Origin of the sequence: Erwinia sp. Leaf53, assembly GCF_001422605.1 — a bacterium.
Lineage (GTDB): Bacteria > Pseudomonadota > Gammaproteobacteria > Enterobacterales > Enterobacteriaceae > Erwinia.
The window spans coordinates 187,475-203,326 of record NZ_LMLK01000026.1; the positions used below are offsets into that span (position 1 = coordinate 187,475).

The following is a 15,852-nucleotide window of genomic DNA, read 5'->3' on the forward strand; positions in this document are numbered from 1 at the left end:
CGGCGGAAGCCGGTTTTTTTTAGTCGTCCCGGCGCTGCAGGTCGACGATGTTTTTTTCCAGCCGGGCAATCAGCGTCACCATTTTTTCAATCTCCTGCTGCGATATGCCGGACAGGATGTCGTCGCGGGTGGCCTCAATCACGCTCTCAACCTGATTGATAATCGGCTCTGCCGTCTGGGTCAAACGAATACGTTTGGCGCGGCGGTCGTTGGCGCAGGTGGTGCGGGTAATCAGCCCCTTCTCTTCTAACTGGTCGAGGGTACGCACCAGCGAAGGCTGCTCAATGCCGATAGCTTTGGCCAGCTGAATTTGCGACTGCTCGGGCGGCAGTTGATGAATGTTGTGCAGGGTCACCCAGTGGGTTTGCGTCAGCTCAAGCGGCTTTAATCTCTGGTCGATCAGCGCGCGCCAGATGCGCACCAGTCGTGACAAATCAGTTCCTAATGGCGTATCCAATTTCAACTCCTTATAATTAGCTTGCTAGCTTTCAAGCCTCATTTTAGTCTATTCTGCGAGTTTACCGCACAAATTACAAATCTATCCCTGGTCGGGTTAGTTCAGAGTAGCGCGGGATTACGGTGACAGTTGAAAAGGATTTATGCGGTGTTCACAGCGTTTACGACAACAGTTTTCCCCCTTAGCGATCTGGTTTTTGGCGCTTCACTCTACTTCCCCCCGCTGTTCAGGGCGGTGCTACTGGGCTTTTTCTTCTGGCTATTGGTACACCCGTTGCTGCGTGACTGGATCTACTCCGGGGAGATCTGGCACCCCACTCTGCTTGACCTCTCGCTGTTTATTCTCTGCGTCAGCGCCGCCCAGTGGCTGCTGCTGAATATCGGATGACAAGATGAAACTCGGCTCACTGAAATACTTTTCGACGCTACTGTTCTTCGCCGCCGCGCTGTGCGCGAGCTGGTGGTTGTGGAACTACTACATGCATTCACCCTGGACGCGGGACGGCAAAATCCGCGTGGAGATCGTCGGTATTGCGCCGCAGGTGGGCGGACGCATCACCGCTCTCCATGTCAGCGATAACCAGTTTGTGCGTAAAGGTGCGCCGCTGCTGACGCTCGATGATACGCCGTATCAGATTGCCCGGGACAACGCGCAGTCACTGCTGGCGAAAGCGCAGGCCGATAATATCAAGGCGCAACACGAAGCTGCCCGCCGCCAGCGCCTGCCGGGCAGCGCCATCTCAGCGGAGGATCTGGACATAGCGAATCTGACCATGCGCAGCAGCGCCGCCGCAGTGAAATCCGCCGCGGCCCAGCTGGCGCAGGCGCAGTGGCAACTGTCGCAGACGCAGCTGGCAGCACCGGCAGACGGCTGGATAACCCGCCTGACCAGCCGGGTCGGCGACTATGCCGCCAGCGGCACGCCGCTGTTCGCGCTGGTGGACAGCCACTCTTTCTACGTGGTGGGCTACTTTGAAGAGACCAAACTGCGCCATATCCATGCCGGTGATAAGGCCACCCTCCGTCTCTACAGCGACGATCGTCTGCTGACGGGCCAGGTTGAGAGTATCGGCCGCGCGATTTATGATCAGAGTGAAGAGAGCAGCAGCAGCCTGGTGCCGGACGTGGAGCCGACGGTGCCGTGGGTGCGGCTGGCGCAGCGGGTGCCGGTGCGCATCCGTCTCACGGCCGTGCCGGCAGACGTCACGCTGGTGGCCGGCACCACCTGCAGTATTGCAATCGGCGACTGACGCGCTGATGCGGCTGAACGGACTCACATGGCGGCAGCTTCCCTGGGTACAGGCGAACCTGGCCCAGTGGCGTTATGCGCTGCGCAACGCCACCGCCATGTGCCTGGCGCTGAGCGTGGCCTATGCGCTAAACCTCGACCAGCCCTACTGGGCGATGACCTCAGCGGCAGTGGTCAGTTTTCCCACCGTTGGCGGCGTCATCAGCAAAAGTCTTGGCCGCATCGGCGGCAGCCTGCTGGGAGCTGCAGCGGCACTGCTGATCGCCGGGCACACGCTGAACGATCCCTGGCTGTTCAGCCTCAGCATCGCCAGCTGGCTGGCGCTCTGCACCTGGGTTGCCAGCCACTACCAGAATAACGTCGCTTATGCTTTCTCGCTGGCCGGTTATTCTGCGGCGATTATCGCCTTTACCACGGTCAATGCCAGCGACACCGCGCAGATCTGGGTCACCACCCAGGCGCGCGTCTGCGAGGTGATTTCCGGCATTTTGTGCGGCGGGCTGATGATGATGATCCTGCCCAGCACCTCTGATGGTGATGCGCTGACCCGCTCGCTGCATCAGATGCATGCGAAGCTACTGGAGCATGCCAGCCTGCTGCTGCAGCGGGAAACCACCGAAACGCTGCACCGGGCGCACGAGAATGTCATCGGTCAGATCCTGACCCTCAATCTGCTGCGCATTCAGGCGTTCTGGAGCCACTACCGGTTCCGACGGCAGAATAACGTCCTCAACTACGTATTGCATCAGCAGCTGCGGCTGACCAGCGTGATCTCCAGCCTGCGCCGGATGCTGGTCAACTGGCCCGATCCGCCCGCCGCGCTGTTCAGCGCGCAGCATCAGTTGCTGGCGGAGCTTGCCCGTCCCGATGCCAGTAAATATCGCCTTGCGCAGATCCTGCAGAGTATCTCGCCCACGCAAGCTGACTACCGCTTACAGGCCTTTCACAGCCGCCTGCGCTATTTCTGCTGGCTCTGGCTGGATACCTCACGCTGGCTGCGGCAATTTGAACGGGCTGACGGCCACAGCCGGCTTTCGCCTCCCACACTGCCGGGGCTGGCAAGACGGGCAGACAGCGCGGAGGCCAGCTGGGCAGCGCTAAGAACCTTCTGCACTATCCTCTCCGGCTGCGGTTTCTGGATCGCCACCCAGTGGGATGCCGGTGCCGCCGCGCTGACCCTGGCCGCCATCAGCTGCGTGCTCTATGCCTCGGTGCCCTCGCCGGTTAACAGCGTAACGCTGCTGCTGAAGACGCTTGGCTGGCTGTCGCTGTTCAGCTACGTGATGAAGTTCGGGCTGATGATTCAGATCAGCGTGCTGTGGCAGTTTCTGCTGGTGATGTTCCCGCTGCTGATCCTGCTGCAGCTGCTGAAGCAGCAGCAGAAAAAATATGCCGCTAACTGGGGCCAGTTTATCGTCTTTATGGGGTCATTCCTGGCGGTGGATAATCCGCCAACCTGGGACTACGGCAGCTTCATTAACGATAATCTGGCGAAGATCCTTGGCGTCACCCTGGCGTGGGTGGCGTTTCAGATCCTGCGCCCAAGCTCGGATAAGCGCCGCAGCCGTCGTCATATTCGCCTGCTGCGCCGCGAGTTTATCGATCAGCTCAGCCGCCGGCCGCGCAGCAGTGAAAGCCGCTTTGAGTCGCAGGTCTATTACCGTATCAATCTGCTTAACAGCAGCCGGGATGAACAGGCGCGCCTGTGGCTGCTGCGCTGGGGCGTGGTGCTGCTGAACTGTTCGCAGGTCGCCTGGCAGCTGCGCGAATGGCACGCCGGTTCGCCCGAACTTGCCGCCGTGCGTGACGCTGTGCTGCACGACCTGCGCGAGGTGGTGAGCGAACGCGGGATCCAGCATACGTCACTGAATCAGTCACTGGTGCTGCTGCAACAGCGCATCGATCGGCTCAGCGCAGCGTCAGATGTGCAGCAGAGAGAGCTGGCCGCCCTGCTGTGGCGGCTGCTCTGCTGCCTGACGCGTCTGCAGACGGTCACCACGCAACCTGTAGCGGACGAAGGGGCCGGAGCCAGCTGACCGATGAAGAGAAGTGAAACGGACAGCGGGCTGGAGCCGTAAGCACGGGGCCAGAAGTGCACCTGGCGTTGCAGCAAAGACGGCTCAAGGCCGGGCAGAAGCGAACCGGGCAGTGAGCCGAAGCCGGCTGACCGGTGGACATTAGTGAGCCTGCCGGAGGGATTCCGACAGGCAGCGCCTGGCGTCAGATCACCCCGCAGGCAAAACGGGCACCGCCGCCGCCCAGCGGTTTAGGGTGGTCGGAATGGTTATCACCGCCAACGTGGACCATCAGCGCCTTGCCTTTGATCTCCGCCAGCGATTTTAAACGCGGTGCCAGCACCGGGTAAGTGGCCTTACCGTCGGCGGTGACGGCGATGGCCGGCAGATCGCCGAGGTGCCCCTTGCCCCACGGCCCTTCATGCTTGCCGGTGTTCTGCGGGTCCAGATGGCTGCCGGCCGCCCCGGCAGGAACCACCTTGCCGTCGGTGGTTTTGGCGTCACAGCTGCCGTTGGCATGCACGTGGAAGCCGTGAATACCCGGCGGCAGGCCGTGCAGCTGCGGTGTAAAGGTCAGACCATACTCGGTTTCAGCAATCGTCACATGACCCACGGGGCTACCCGGACCTTGCGGCGTGGCGAGTTTCAGTTCGACGGTCTGGCTGGCCGCCAGCGCGCTGCCGGACAACATCAGGCCGGCGATAATGGCGGGAAGAGTTTTCATAGTGACTCCTTACGGGTTGCGGGCTTGAGGTTAAGCCTGGAAGGTTTTACGCAGGATGCGGTGAATATTGCCAAACTTTACGTGTTTCGGCGCTAAGGCGCAGCCGCAGGGAGTGCGACCAGGCTAAAACAGGTCGGGTTGCCCGGAGGGTTGCGCATCCGGCGTGGTCGGCTTATTGCGCTGGCGCAGCCGCCGCTGATGGCACAGGCGCAGCACGTTACGTTTTTGCGCATCGCTGTACGAGGTCCAGCCGAAGCGCTCTTCACGGCTGCGCAGGCAGCCGCGACAGTAGCCGCGTTCGTCGGCCTGGCAGATGCCGCGACAGGGGCTGGGCACCGGAAACATTTCAATTTGTTCTGCCACCTTCCCTCCCGATTGCATGACTCCTGACTCCTGACTCCTGACTCCTGACTCCTGACTCCTGACTCCTGACTCCTGACTCCTTCAATTGAAGATGCTACGGCATCAGCGTGCAAGCGGCGCAGGTCGGTTTCGCTAAAATCCTCACAATAATGGCGATGATCTGCCGGGTGCGGCTGTATGCGGACATGAACCGATCGTGCCGTCAGCCGGTTAAAGGTTGAAAGCGACCGTTTGGTCGGGTACGGTAAGCGCCATGAATAAAGCCACGCGTTATGACACCCGAGATCATATCCTCACCACCGGCGAGCGGCTCTGCGTGCAGCGCGGCTTTAACGGTATGGGTCTGATCGAACTGCTGAAGCAGGCCGGGGTGCCTAAAGGGTCGTTTTATCACTATTTCAGTTCGAAAGAGGCGTTTGGCGTGGCAATGCTGGAGCGCTACTTTGCCCGCTATCATCAGCAGCTGCGGATGTTTCTCGACGATCATCAGGGCGACGCGCGTCAGCGCCTGCTGGACTATTATCAGCAGTCGCTGACCAACGCCTGTGAAGAGAGCGCCTTCGCCGGCTGCCTGTCGGTGAAGCTGTCGGCGGAAGTCTGCGATCTCTCTGAAGATATGCGCCTCGCGCTGCTGGCGGGGTCCGGTGCGCTGATTGCCACGCTGGCAGAGGTGCTGTCGCTGGCCCAGCGCCAGCAGCAGCTGAGCGCTGAACTCGATTGCGCTGCGATCGCGCAGACGCTGTATATGCTGTGGCTTGGTGCCAGCCTGCAGAGCAAGATTGGCCGTGACCGCGCGCCGCTGCAGATTGCGCTGCAACAAATTGAACGCCTGTTAATCCCTTTTTAAAAAAAAACACTTTTACTAGTCGACCGGTCTACCAGGAGTAAGTTATGACAACCAACGTACTGTTTACACCATTGCAAACCGGCGCGGTGACCTTAAAAAACCGCGTTCTGATGGCTCCCCTGACCCGCCTGCGCAGCATTGAGCCGGGCGACGTGCCAACCCCGCTGATGGCAGAGTACTATGCGCAGCGCGCCAGTGCCGGGCTGATTATTACCGAAGCCACGCAAATTTCCGCTCAGGCCAAAGGCTATGCCGGCGCACCGGGCCTGCACAGCGCCGAGCAGATTGCCGCCTGGACCGCGGTTAACGACGCCATTCACCAGCGCGGCGGCCACAGCGCCGTTCAGCTGTGGCATACCGGGCGTATTTCTCACGCCAGCCTGCAGCCGGAAGGTGCCGCACCGGTCTCCGCCTCGGCGATCAATGCGGAAACCCGCACCTCGCTGCGCGACGCTGACGGCAATCCGATCCGTGAAGCCACCTCCACCCCGCGTTCGCTGGCCACGGAAGAGATTAGCGGTATCGTGGCCGATTTTGCTCAGGCGGTGGCCAACGCTCGTGAAGCCAACTTCGACCTGGTCGAACTGCACGGCGCGCACGGCTACCTGATTCATCAGTTCCTCTCGCCGGCCTCTAACCAGCGTGAAGATCGTTACGGCGGCAGCATTGAGAACCGCACCCGCTTTGCGCTGGAGGTGGTCGATGCCGCCATTGCAGCGTGGAGCGCCGATCGTATCGGCATTCGTATCTCTCCGCTCGGCCCGTTCAACGGCCTGGATAACGGTGAAGATCAGGAAGAAGCCGCCCTCTACTTCCTCGCGGAGCTGGCAAAGCGTCAGCTGGCGTACCTGCATATCTCCGAGCCTGACTGGGCCGGTGGTAAGCCGTACAGCGAGGCGTTCCGTCGCGCGATCCGCAGCGTCTATCCTGGCGTAATTGTCGGTGCCGGCGGCTATACGGCGGAGAAAGCCGCGGCGCTGATTGACGAAGGGCTGATTGACGCGGTGGCCTTTGGCCGCAGCTATATCGCTAACCCGGATCTGGTAGAACGCCTGCAGGCTGACGCGCCGCTGAATGAACCACAGCCGGCAACGTTTTACGGCGGTGCTGCCGCCGGTTACACCGATTACCCGACGCTGGCGGGATAAAGCGCGGGTTTGTGATATAATAAATTGTTTTCATAGCGATAATTTCCCGCCCTGCGGGAAATTATCGTTTCAAACTCTGACGCCATCCCCCGATGGCGCTTATCAAAGAGGGTGCTATGCGTTTACTTCACACCATGCTGCGCGTCGGCGATCTGCAGCGTTCCGTTGATTTCTACACCAAAGTGCTGGGCATGCGTCTGCTGCGCACCAGCGAAAACGCCGAGTACAAATATACTCTGGCCTTCGTCGGTTACACCGAAGAGAGCGAAGGTGCGGTGATCGAGCTGACCTACAACTGGGGTGTGGACAGCTATGACCTCGGTAACGCCTACGGCCATATCGCGCTGGGCGTTGACGATGTTGCCGCCACCTGCGAGCGTATCCGCGGCGACGGCGGTAACGTTACCCGTGAAGCGGGCCCGGTCAAAGGCGGCAGCACCATTATCGCCTTCGTGGAAGATCCAGACGGTTACAAAATTGAACTGATCGAGAACAAACACGCCGGCCACGGCCTGGGCAACTGATTTTGCCCTGCGGATGCCTGCGGGCATCCGCGTCCCCCTGCTCTTCTGCTGCATCCCGCCGTTAAATTTGCCATAATGTGCGCTGTCTTTTTTGTGCCAATGAGATGCTGATGTCTGAACCAAATGAACTGAACACCCTGAGCAGCCGTTTTCGCGGTTTTTATCCGGTCGTTATTGATGTGGAAACGGCGGGTTTCGACGCCAAAACTAACGCCCTGCTTGAAATTGCCGCGATCACGCTGAAAATGAACGACGACGGCTGGCTGGAAAAAGACCAAACCCTGCATTTCCACGTTGAACCTTTCGTTGGCTCGGTGCTGGCCCCGGAGGCGCTGGCGTTCAACGGCATCGACCCGAAAAACCCGCTGCGCGGTGCCGTCAGCGAACACGACGCGCTGCACGCGATCTTCAAGCTGGTGCGTAAGGGGATCAAGGAGAGCGGCTGCAGCCGGGCAATCATGGTCGCGCACAATGCCACCTTCGATCTCAATTTTATGAACGCCGCCGCTGAACGCAGTGCGCTGAAGCGCAACCCCTTCCACCCGTTTGTCACCTTTGACACCGCAGCGCTGAGCGGGCTGGTGGTCGGGCAGACGGTGCTGGCAAAAGCCTGTAGCGCCGCCGGTATTGCGTTTGACAGTAGCCAGGCGCACTCGGCGCTGTATGACACCACCCAGACTGCCGATCTGTTCTGTGAGCTGGTCAATCGCTGGAAGCGTCTGGGGGGCTGGCCACTGGCCGCCGGGCCGGCTGCTGGCGACGACGCACAATAGCGCCTGGCGGGCGTAATCCGCGCCCCGCATCCGGCTGGCGTTTCCGGCGCAGAGCCATAAAAAAACCGGAGCAGGCTCCGGTTTTTTAGTCTGTAGCGTCAGGCCGACGTTTATTCAGCGGCCGGGGCCGGGTACTTCTGTGCAGTCTCTTTGATCAGCTGCTGCAGTTCGCCGCGCTGGAACATCTCGATGATGATGTCGCAACCGCCGACCAGCTCACCGTCCACCCACAGCTGCGGGAAGGTAGGCCAGTTGGCGTACTTCGGCAGCTCAGCACGGATGTCCGGGTTCAACAGAATGTCTACGTAGGCAAAACGCTCACCGCACGCCGACAGCGCCTGTACAGCCTGAGCAGAGAAGCCACAGCTTGGCAGTTTTGGCGACCCTTTCATGTAGAGCAAAATAGGGTTTTCTTCGATCTGGCGTTGGATTTTTTCAACAGTACTCATTATGACTTCCTCAGTACGCGACGACAAAAAAGGGATATTCGTGTTTCTGTATTGTAACGATTCTGCCCTGGCGATGAAAACGACATTTTCCGCATGGACAATGTGATCCAGAGCGCTATTTGCAAAATGATACATACAAAATAACATTTTCCTCTGGCTGATGCAGCGCCGATATTGACCTGAGTCAATTAAATCGCTGCGATAAGCATCTGAAAGTGTTTAATTTAACGCCGTTTAAATCTATTGCAGGATTGAAACAAAAAACACCTAACCCTCCGTTTAAAAGTTAGATTAGAATCATCGAGGCCTTCTGCTTTAATGCAGAAAATTCTTATCCAATTGCGCTGCGGGATGGTGCAGAGCACAAACTGTTAATGGGACCGATGCGTTTACTTATCACCCTCATCACGCTGGCCTTGGCACAGCTGTTCTTAAATGTGGCACACGCATCGCCACATGCCCCTGTTAACGCCAGCCAGCACAAGGCTGACCGCTCGGCTGCGCGCGATGATGAGCGGCGTAAACGCCGGCCGGTGAAGGCGGCAACCACCAAAAAGGTGAAAGAGCCGCTGGTTAAGAAAGTGAAAGAGAAAACCCCGCTGAAGAAAGCCACCACCGCCACGCTGCAGAAGCTTAAGCTGAAGAAGAAAACCGCCGCGCAGCCCGCCAGCCCGATCAAAACCGCGCGTACCAAAGCCACGGCAAAAAATGCCACGGCGAAGCTCGATAAAAAACGCTACGGGCGTCAGAAAGGTGAACGCAAAGCGCTGCTGGTGGAAGATGGCGATGCGCCGCTTAAGCTGAGCAAGGCGCACCGCGCCCGCTACCAGAAGGCCCGCGAAACGGCGATGAACAAGCTGATGGGTCAGCTGGGCAAACCCTACCAGTGGGGCGGCACCTCACCGAAAACAGGCTTCGACTGCAGTGGCCTGGTCTGGTACGCCTATAAAGACCTGGTGAAGTTCAAGATCCCGCGCACCGCCAATGAGATGTATCACCTGCGCGATGCGGCACAGATAAAACGCGACCAGCTGGAGAAAGGCGACCTGGTGTTCTTCCGCATTAACGGCCGCGGTACCGCCGACCACGTGGGCGTTTACCTCGGCGGCGGGAAATTTATTCAGTCACCGCGCACCGGCAAAGATATTCAGGTTAGCGCGCTGAGCGAAGACTACTGGCAGGAGCACTACATCGGTGCGCGCCGGATGATGACGCCTAAAACCATCCGCTAAGCGGGTCTGGCGGATTAAGGCAGAGAGGGAGAAGCCAGGCTTCTCCCTTTTTTTATGGCTCAGTGCATGACGGCGGTAAAGCTGAAAGCAATGATCATCGCCAGTGCGCCAACCGTGGTCAGCAGTGAAAATTTCAGATCGGTACTCATGGCTGCCCCTTAATAACCTTATTAAAATTAAGCCTGATAATTTTCCCACAGTTAACCGTAAAAATCTCGTCTTCTCGGCGCAGCCTTGCTAGAATCCGCCATTCCGTTGCGCAACATCAGCAAAACGGCATTTAGCCAGCAATGCATGTCACTTTTTCGGACGAAATCATCCCTTCCCGACCCTGTGAGACAGCGCCTGACACCTGACACCAGGTGCAGAAAATCGCGCGGCTAGCGCAAACGTTTAACCATTTTGTTATCAACAGGTTGCGATAACATCAGGAGTACTATTTGAATGGCAACAATTAAGGATGTGGCGAAGCTTGCCGGTGTCTCCACCACCACCGTCTCTCATGTGATCAACAAAACGCGTTTTGTTGCGGAAGAGACGCGTGAAGCGGTTTGGGCGGCAATCAAAGAGCTGCACTACTCCCCGAGTGCGGTTGCACGCAGCCTGAAGGTTAACCATACCAAAACCATCGGCCTGCTGGCGACCTCCAGCGAAGCGCCCTATTTTGCCGAAATAATTGAGGCGGTGGAAAACCGCTGTTTTGCCAAAGGCTACACGCTGATCCTCGGTAACGCCCATAACGACCTGCAGAAGCAGCAGGCGTATCTGTCGATGATGGCGCAGAAACGCGTCGACGGCCTGCTGGTGATGTGTTCCGAATACCCGGAAACGCTGATCGGCATGCTGGAAGATAATCGTAATATCCCGATGGTGGTGATGGACTGGAGCGAGTCGCACGGCGACTTCACCGACACCATTCTCGATAACGCCTTTGAAGGCGGCTATCTGGCCGGGCGCTACCTGATCGAACGCGGCCACCGCGATATCGGTGCCATTCCGGGGCAGCTGGAGCGCAATACCGGCGGCGGCCGTCACGCCGGCTTTCTTAAAGCGCTGGCGGAAGCCAACATTACCCTGCGCCCGGAGTGGCTGGTACAGGGTGACTTTGAGCCGGAGTCAGGTTATCGCGCCATGCAGCAAATTCTGATGCAGAAACAGCGCCCAACCGCGATCTTCTGCGGCGGCGACATCATGGCGATGGGGGCGATCTGCGCCGCCGACGAGATGGGGCTGCGCGTGCCGCAGGATATTTCGGTGATCGGTTACGATAACGTGCGCAACGCGCGCTACTTCTCACCGGCGCTGACCACCGTGCATCAGCCCAAAGAGCGCCTCGGCGAAACCGCCTTCGATATGCTGCTGGATCGTATTACCAGCAAGCGCGAAGAGCCGCAGACCATCGAGGTACACCCGACGCTGATCGAACGCCGCTCGGTGGCCGATGGTCCGTTCCGCGACTACCGCCGCTAGCCGTTCCGTGCGGCCTGCCTCAGCGGCCAGGCTGCTCGCTCAGCCACTCCGCGTTTAGCGTCTCCGTATCCCCCAGGTAGTCCAGCAACCACGCCAGCGCCGGTGAGGCGTTCTGCTCCGTCCAGCTCAGATAGCAGGGGCTGGCGTGATAGGGGGCCAGCAGCGTCAGCTCCTGCAGCAGCCCCTGTTGCAGCAGCGGCTGCGCCAGGTGCCCGGGCACCATCCCAACGCACAGCCCGGCGCGCAGACAGTCAAAGGCACTTTCCCAGTCCGGCACCACCATGCGGCGCTGATTGTCCAGCGCCCAGGTGGTACGCTTCGGCAGCGCGCGTGAGGTATCCTCCAGCACCAGCGACGGCCACTCGCGCACCGCCGCTTCGTCCGGCGGCGTGGCGGTCTGCAACAGTGGGTGGCCCGGCTGCACCACGCAGCGCCAGTTCAGACTGCCCATATCGCGGAAGGAGAAGCGCCCGACCACCGGGATCGCCTGGGTAGCGCCGATCGCCAGATCGACGCGGCCGTCGGCCAGCGCATCCCACACGCCGTTGAACACCTCCTGCGACAGGTGCAGCTCGATATCCGGAAAGTAGCGATAGAAATCCACCACCAGCTGGCGGGTGCGTGCCGGCCGCACGATGCGATCCACCGCGATACTGATCTGACCGCGCCAGCCGTTGGCCACCTGCTGACAGCGGCGGCGAGTGGCAAGCATTTTTTTGATAACAGCTCGCCCCTCTTCGCTGAACACCCGCCCGGCCTCGGTCAGCACCACGTCGCGGTGACGCCGCTCAAACAGGCTGACCGCCAGCCACTGCTCCAGCTGACGCACCGTATAGCTGATGGCGGAAGGCACGCGATGCAGTTCGGCCGCCGCTGCGGAAAAACTGCCGGTTCTTGCTACCGCATCAATCACTTCCAGAGAGTGTTCCGACCACATAGCCTTCCCTTCAATTTTTTTCATATCAGGTGGCGAATAATACCATTTCACAAGCCGTTAGCCGTCCCTTTACACTGCCAGCCGAAAAAAAACTCATCAAAGAGCACCTTCACATGCAATCTTTCGGATTTATGATCTACCTGGCGCTGCTGAGCATGCTGGGTTTCCTCGCCACCGATATGTACCTGCCGGCCTTCGGCGTGATGCAGCAGGATCTGCAGAGCAGCGCCAGCGGCATCAGCGCCAGCCTGAGCATCTTCCTCGCCGGCTTTGCCTGCGCGCAGCTGATCTGGGGGCCACTCTCGGACCGCATCGGGCGTAAGCCGGTGCTGCTGATGGGGCTGAGCCTGTTCGCCGTCGGCTGTCTGGCGATGCTGTGGGTGCACTCCGCCACCGCCCTGCTGGTCTGGCGCTTTGTGCAGGCGGTCGGCGTCTGCGCCGCCGCGGTCAGCTGGCAGGCGCTGGTGGTGGACCGCTATCAGGGCGCAAAAGCCAACCGGGTGTTCGCCACCATTATGCCGCTGGTGGCGCTGTCGCCGGCGCTGGCTCCGCTGCTTGGCGCCTGGCTGCTGTCGGCGCTCTCCTGGCGGGCGATTTTTATCGCCCTGCTGGTGATTACCCTGCTGCTGATCCTGATGACGCTGCTGCTGAAGTCACCGCGCGCGCGCCCCGCCGCCACCACTGAGGCGGCCGGCCCGGCCACCGGTTTTCTGACCTTAATGAAGTCGCCGGTCTACAGCGGTAACGTGGCGATCTACGCCGCCTGTTCGGCCAGCTTTTTCGCCTGGCTGACCGGCTCGCCGTTTATTCTCGGTGCCCTCGGCCTGTCGCCGGCGGATATTGGCCTCAGCTACGTGCCGCAGACCATCGCCTTCCTGGTGGGCGGTTTTGGCTGCCGCGCACTGCTTAATCACCTGAGTGGCCGCCAGCTGCTGCCGTGGCTGCTGCTGTTTTACAGCATCAGCATATTTGCGCTGTGGCTGGTGGCCCGCGAAGCGCAGCCCTCGCTGGTGGCGCTGATGGTGCCGTTCTGCGGCATGGCGATGGCCAACGGCGCGATCTATCCGATCGTGGTTTCTAACGCGCTGCTGCCGTTCCCGCAGGCCACCGGTAAGGCCGCCGCGCTGCAGAACATGCTGCAGCTGGGCCTGTGCTTTGCCGCCAGCCTCGCCGTCTCTGCCGGCATTGACGCCGCGTTACATACCACGGCGCAGGTGATGTTGCTGACCATTTTACTGGCGGTTCTCGGCTATCTGCTACAGTTCAAAGCCGCGAAACAGGCCCGGCTGCTGGCGCAGCAGGAGCAGCAGTAAACGCGGAATGCGATTGATTCGCAGGCTAAAGATAAGCCATTGAATATTTTCTCGGGTGAGCATATACTCGCCAAAAAACGATAAAACAGCCTTTTATTAACCGCTTAGCAAGCCGGTCTTTTAGCCGTTAAAAGACCGGCATTACAACCTGACAAGGTCGTCATGGTGTTTCCGACGCAGCACGCGTTACGGCCTCGCAGCATTGCATCAATCCTCTTTAAACGTCGGATTTCAAGCCACGGCAATCTGCCGTGACTTCTCTCACAAACTTGCAGAAATTGACTATCCTTTTTCTGAGGTTTCAGTCACAGGGTGATGGAGAAGCTATGAGTTCATCGTGTATTGAAGAAACGATTCTTGAAGATAATCCGTGGTACCGCATCGTTCATGAGATGTTAAGCCAGGCGGACGTGGCCATTAACGGTTCGCGGCCTTGGGATATTCAGGTCAGCCACCCCGGGTTTTTTAAGCGCGTGCTGCAGGAAGGCTCACTGGGGCTGGGCGAGAGCTATATGGACGGCTGGTGGCAGTGTGAACGTATCGACCAGTTTATCCAGCGTATTCTGCAGGCGCATATTGACCAGCAGATCCCTCACCGTTTTAAAGACACCCTGCGGGTGCTGGTGGCCCGCCTCACCAACCTGCAGTCGCGCAAACGCGCGTGGATCGTCGGCAAGGAGCATTACGATCTCGGCAACGATCTGTTCTCACTGATGCTTGACCCTTATATGCAGTACTCATGCGGCTACTGGAAAGAGGCCACCACGCTGGAACAGGCGCAGGAAGCCAAGCTCAGAATGATCTGTGAGAAGCTGCAGCTGGCTCCCGGCATGTCGCTGCTGGATATTGGCTGCGGCTGGGGCGGGCTGGCCGAGTTTGCGGCGCGCCACTACGGGGTCAGCGTTTACGGCGTGACCATCTCCGCCGAGCAGCAAAAGATGGCGCAGCAGCGCTGTGACGGGCTGGATGTGACCATTCTGCTGCAGGACTATCGCGACCTTGACCGGCAGTTTGACCGCATCGTTTCGGTGGGCATGTTCGAACACGTTGGGCCAAAAAATTACGCCACCTACTTTAAGGTGGTGGATCGTAATTTAAAGCCCGACGGCATTTTCCTGCTGCACACCATCGGCGCGAATAAAACCAACAGCGACGTCGATCCCTGGATCAACAAGTATATCTTCCCCAACGGCTGCCTGCCCTCGGTGCGCCATATTGCCGACGTCAGCGAGCCGCATTTCATTGTTGAAGACTGGCACAATATCGGGGCGGACTACGATCTGACGCTGATGGCATGGTATCAGCGCTTCCTCACCGCCTGGCCACAGCTGGCCGGCAACTATGATGAACGCTTTAAACGCATGTTCACCTACTACCTCAACGTCTGCGCCGGGGCGTTTCGCGCACGGGATATTCAGCTGTGGCAGGTCGTGTTTACCCGCGGTGCCGAAGGCGGCCTGCGGGTTGCGCGCTAGCGGAAATCAGGCGACCTGCGGGTCGCCTGTTTGATATTAGTCCTGCTCTGGCTGACGCAGCAGAGCTTCAGCTGCCGCTGCCGCCAGCACGGCTTCACGCTGGGCCAGCACCCGCTCAACCGTTTCAACGATCGCCTGGGTATGCGGGTCAATTTCAATATTTACGCGGTGCCCAAGACGTTTGGCACCCAACGTAGTGCGCGCCAGCGTTTCCGGGATCAGGTGCACGCAGAACTTAGTGCGGGTCACTTCACCCACCGTCAGGCTGATGCCGTCGATACCAATAAAGCCTTTGTGCAGAATATACTTCATCTGGCTGGCGTCCTGCGGTTTGAACCAGATCTCGCGATTGTTCTCCGAGGTGATGATTTTGCTGATCTCCGCGGTGGTCATAATATGACCGGACATCAGATGCCCACCGATCTCATCGCTGAACTTCGCCGCCCGCTCCACGTTAACCGTGTCGCCCACCTCCAGATCGCCGAGGTTGGTGATGCGCAGGGTCTCTTTAATCAGATCGAAGCTGACCCGGTCGCCGTCCACTTCCGTCACCGTCAGGCAGCAGCCGTTGTGCGAAACCGATGCGCCCAGTTCGATGCCGGGTAACAACGCCTCAGGCATTTTGATTACGTGAGTACGGAAATTTGGCTTCTCTTCAATTGCCAGCACCTCTGCGGTGCCCTGCACAATACCGGTAAACATAGCGCTTGCCTCTGTCAGTGTGTTTTCGCTGGCCCTAGTTTGCCCTGTCTGACCGGTAAAGCCAAATCCTCCTGCGGAATAAGCGTGACTTAACGGGCTAATTTTATTACAGAAGACTGGCTATTTTGCCATCGAACATTAAACTAGACCACCTGCTCTACTATTACTGTGGAAA

The 15,852-nt window shown here is 59.1% G+C and carries 18 protein-coding genes; 11 read left to right on the plus strand and 7 right to left on the minus strand.

The window, feature by feature from the left end; all coding sequences use genetic code 11:
* Positions 1–19: 19 nt before the first annotated feature.
* On the minus strand, positions 20–457 hold the full coding sequence (gene slyA, locus ASF13_RS21660; RefSeq protein ID WP_056241653.1) for a transcriptional regulator SlyA: 438 nt from the start codon (positions 455–457) through the stop codon (positions 20–22).
* A gap of 147 nt (positions 458–604) precedes the next feature.
* Between slyA and ASF13_RS21665 the strand changes: the two genes are divergently transcribed.
* The 3 genes from ASF13_RS21665 to ASF13_RS21675 are packed head-to-tail and all read left to right on the plus strand — an operon-like array spanning position 605 to position 3,741.
* The gene (locus tag ASF13_RS21665; protein WP_056241656.1) at positions 605–844 is read left to right on the plus strand and encodes a DUF1656 domain-containing protein; all 240 of its coding nucleotides are present in this window, start codon (positions 605–607) and stop codon (positions 842–844) included.
* Between the two features lie 4 nt (positions 845–848).
* Positions 849–1,706, plus strand: coding sequence for an HlyD family secretion protein (locus ASF13_RS21670; RefSeq protein WP_056241660.1), 858 nt, complete (start codon positions 849–851; stop codon positions 1,704–1,706).
* A gap of 7 nt (positions 1,707–1,713) precedes the next feature.
* Entirely contained in the window at positions 1,714–3,741 is a 2,028-nt protein-coding gene (locus tag ASF13_RS21675; protein WP_056241663.1) for an FUSC family protein, read from the plus strand.
* Positions 3,742–3,925: 184 nt separating this feature from the next.
* On the opposite strand, the gene sodC is transcribed toward ASF13_RS21675, so the two are convergent.
* Both sodC and ASF13_RS21685 read right to left on the minus strand, forming a co-directional pair.
* Positions 3,926–4,444 (minus strand): superoxide dismutase family protein, encoded by a 519-nt coding sequence (gene sodC / locus ASF13_RS21680; RefSeq protein ID WP_056241667.1) that lies wholly within the window; start codon positions 4,442–4,444, stop codon positions 3,926–3,928.
* A gap of 123 nt (positions 4,445–4,567) precedes the next feature.
* Complete coding sequence (locus ASF13_RS21685) at positions 4,568–4,807, minus strand: DUF1289 domain-containing protein (protein WP_056241671.1); 240 nt, start codon at positions 4,805–4,807, stop codon at positions 4,568–4,570.
* A gap of 253 nt (positions 4,808–5,060) precedes the next feature.
* Here ASF13_RS21685 and ASF13_RS21690 point away from each other — a divergent pair, with 253 nt between their 5' ends.
* From ASF13_RS21690 to rnt, 4 genes are all read left to right on the plus strand, one after another.
* The gene (locus ASF13_RS21690) at positions 5,061–5,654 is read left to right on the plus strand and encodes a TetR/AcrR family transcriptional regulator (protein ID WP_056241674.1); all 594 of its coding nucleotides are present in this window, start codon (positions 5,061–5,063) and stop codon (positions 5,652–5,654) included.
* Positions 5,655–5,698: 44 nt separating this feature from the next.
* Positions 5,699–6,802, plus strand: coding sequence for an alkene reductase (locus tag ASF13_RS21695; protein ID WP_056241677.1), 1,104 nt, complete (start codon positions 5,699–5,701; stop codon positions 6,800–6,802).
* Positions 6,803–6,918: 116 nt separating this feature from the next.
* Positions 6,919–7,326, plus strand: coding sequence for a lactoylglutathione lyase (gloA, locus tag ASF13_RS21700; RefSeq protein WP_056241786.1), 408 nt, complete (start codon positions 6,919–6,921; stop codon positions 7,324–7,326).
* Positions 7,327–7,430: 104 nt separating this feature from the next.
* On the plus strand, positions 7,431–8,099 hold the full coding sequence (gene rnt / locus ASF13_RS21705) for a ribonuclease T (RefSeq protein ID WP_056241679.1): 669 nt from the start codon (positions 7,431–7,433) through the stop codon (positions 8,097–8,099).
* Between the two features lie 110 nt (positions 8,100–8,209).
* Here the strand turns inward: rnt and ASF13_RS21710 are convergent, their stop codons facing one another.
* Positions 8,210–8,551, minus strand: coding sequence for a Grx4 family monothiol glutaredoxin (locus ASF13_RS21710; protein WP_199177690.1), 342 nt, complete (start codon positions 8,549–8,551; stop codon positions 8,210–8,212).
* A 380-nt stretch (positions 8,552–8,931) separates the two neighbouring features.
* Here ASF13_RS21710 and ASF13_RS21715 point away from each other — a divergent pair, with 380 nt between their 5' ends.
* Positions 8,932–9,780, plus strand: a complete 849-nt coding sequence (locus tag ASF13_RS21715) for a C40 family peptidase (RefSeq protein WP_056241685.1) — start codon at positions 8,932–8,934, stop codon at positions 9,778–9,780.
* Positions 9,781–9,839: 59 nt separating this feature from the next.
* Here ASF13_RS21715 and ASF13_RS24555 read toward each other — a convergent pair whose 3' ends face one another.
* A complete protein-coding gene (locus tag ASF13_RS24555; protein WP_101506459.1) occupies positions 9,840–9,929 on the minus strand; it encodes a YnhF family membrane protein in 90 nt (29 codons plus the stop codon).
* Positions 9,930–10,224: 295 nt separating this feature from the next.
* Between ASF13_RS24555 and purR the strand changes: the two genes are divergently transcribed.
* Positions 10,225–11,250, plus strand: a complete 1,026-nt coding sequence (gene purR / locus ASF13_RS21720) for an HTH-type transcriptional repressor PurR (protein WP_056241688.1) — start codon at positions 10,225–10,227, stop codon at positions 11,248–11,250.
* A 19-nt stretch (positions 11,251–11,269) separates the two neighbouring features.
* Here the strand turns inward: purR and punR are convergent, their stop codons facing one another.
* Complete coding sequence (punR, locus tag ASF13_RS21725; protein WP_056241691.1) at positions 11,270–12,187, minus strand: DNA-binding transcriptional activator PunR; 918 nt, start codon at positions 12,185–12,187, stop codon at positions 11,270–11,272.
* A gap of 113 nt (positions 12,188–12,300) precedes the next feature.
* Between punR and punC the strand changes: the two genes are divergently transcribed.
* Both punC and cfa read left to right on the plus strand, forming a co-directional pair.
* Positions 12,301–13,500 (plus strand): purine nucleoside transporter PunC, encoded by a 1,200-nt coding sequence (punC, locus tag ASF13_RS21730; RefSeq protein WP_056241696.1) that lies wholly within the window; start codon positions 12,301–12,303, stop codon positions 13,498–13,500.
* Between the two features lie 326 nt (positions 13,501–13,826).
* Positions 13,827–14,975 (plus strand): cyclopropane fatty acyl phospholipid synthase, encoded by a 1,149-nt coding sequence (cfa, locus tag ASF13_RS21735; protein WP_056241699.1) that lies wholly within the window; start codon positions 13,827–13,829, stop codon positions 14,973–14,975.
* Between the two features lie 36 nt (positions 14,976–15,011).
* Here cfa and ASF13_RS21740 read toward each other — a convergent pair whose 3' ends face one another.
* Positions 15,012–15,677 (minus strand): riboflavin synthase, encoded by a 666-nt coding sequence (locus ASF13_RS21740; RefSeq protein WP_056241701.1) that lies wholly within the window; start codon positions 15,675–15,677, stop codon positions 15,012–15,014.
* Positions 15,678–15,852 lie beyond the last annotated feature (175 nt).

What these genes read in the sequence shown, in the direction of transcription:
- ASF13_RS21670 (WP_056241660.1), top strand. Translation starts at nt 849, where the DNA reads ATGAAACTCGGCTCACTGAAATACTTTTCGACGCTACTGTTCTTCGCC.
- ASF13_RS21675 (WP_056241663.1), top strand. Translation starts at nt 1,714, where the DNA reads ATGCGGCTGAACGGACTCACATGGCGGCAGCTTCCCTGGGTACAGGCG.
- sodC (WP_056241667.1), bottom strand. Translation starts at nt 4,444, where the DNA reads ATGAAAACTCTTCCCGCCATTATCGCCGGCCTGATGTTGTCCGGCAGC.
- ASF13_RS21690 (WP_056241674.1), top strand. Translation starts at nt 5,061, where the DNA reads ATGAATAAAGCCACGCGTTATGACACCCGAGATCATATCCTCACCACC.
- ASF13_RS21695 (WP_056241677.1), top strand. Translation starts at nt 5,699, where the DNA reads ATGACAACCAACGTACTGTTTACACCATTGCAAACCGGCGCGGTGACC.
- gloA (WP_056241786.1), top strand. Translation starts at nt 6,919, where the DNA reads ATGCGTTTACTTCACACCATGCTGCGCGTCGGCGATCTGCAGCGTTCC.
- rnt (WP_056241679.1), top strand. Translation starts at nt 7,431, where the DNA reads ATGCTGATGTCTGAACCAAATGAACTGAACACCCTGAGCAGCCGTTTT.
- ASF13_RS21715 (WP_056241685.1), top strand. Translation starts at nt 8,932, where the DNA reads ATGCGTTTACTTATCACCCTCATCACGCTGGCCTTGGCACAGCTGTTC.
- ASF13_RS24555 (WP_101506459.1), bottom strand. Translation starts at nt 9,929, where the DNA reads ATGAGTACCGATCTGAAATTTTCACTGCTGACCACGGTTGGCGCACTG.
- purR (WP_056241688.1), top strand. Translation starts at nt 10,225, where the DNA reads ATGGCAACAATTAAGGATGTGGCGAAGCTTGCCGGTGTCTCCACCACC.
- punR (WP_056241691.1), bottom strand. Translation starts at nt 12,187, where the DNA reads ATGTGGTCGGAACACTCTCTGGAAGTGATTGATGCGGTAGCAAGAACC.
- punC (WP_056241696.1), top strand. Translation starts at nt 12,301, where the DNA reads ATGCAATCTTTCGGATTTATGATCTACCTGGCGCTGCTGAGCATGCTG.
- cfa (WP_056241699.1), top strand. Translation starts at nt 13,827, where the DNA reads ATGAGTTCATCGTGTATTGAAGAAACGATTCTTGAAGATAATCCGTGG.
- ASF13_RS21740 (WP_056241701.1), bottom strand. Translation starts at nt 15,677, where the DNA reads ATGTTTACCGGTATTGTGCAGGGCACCGCAGAGGTGCTGGCAATTGAA.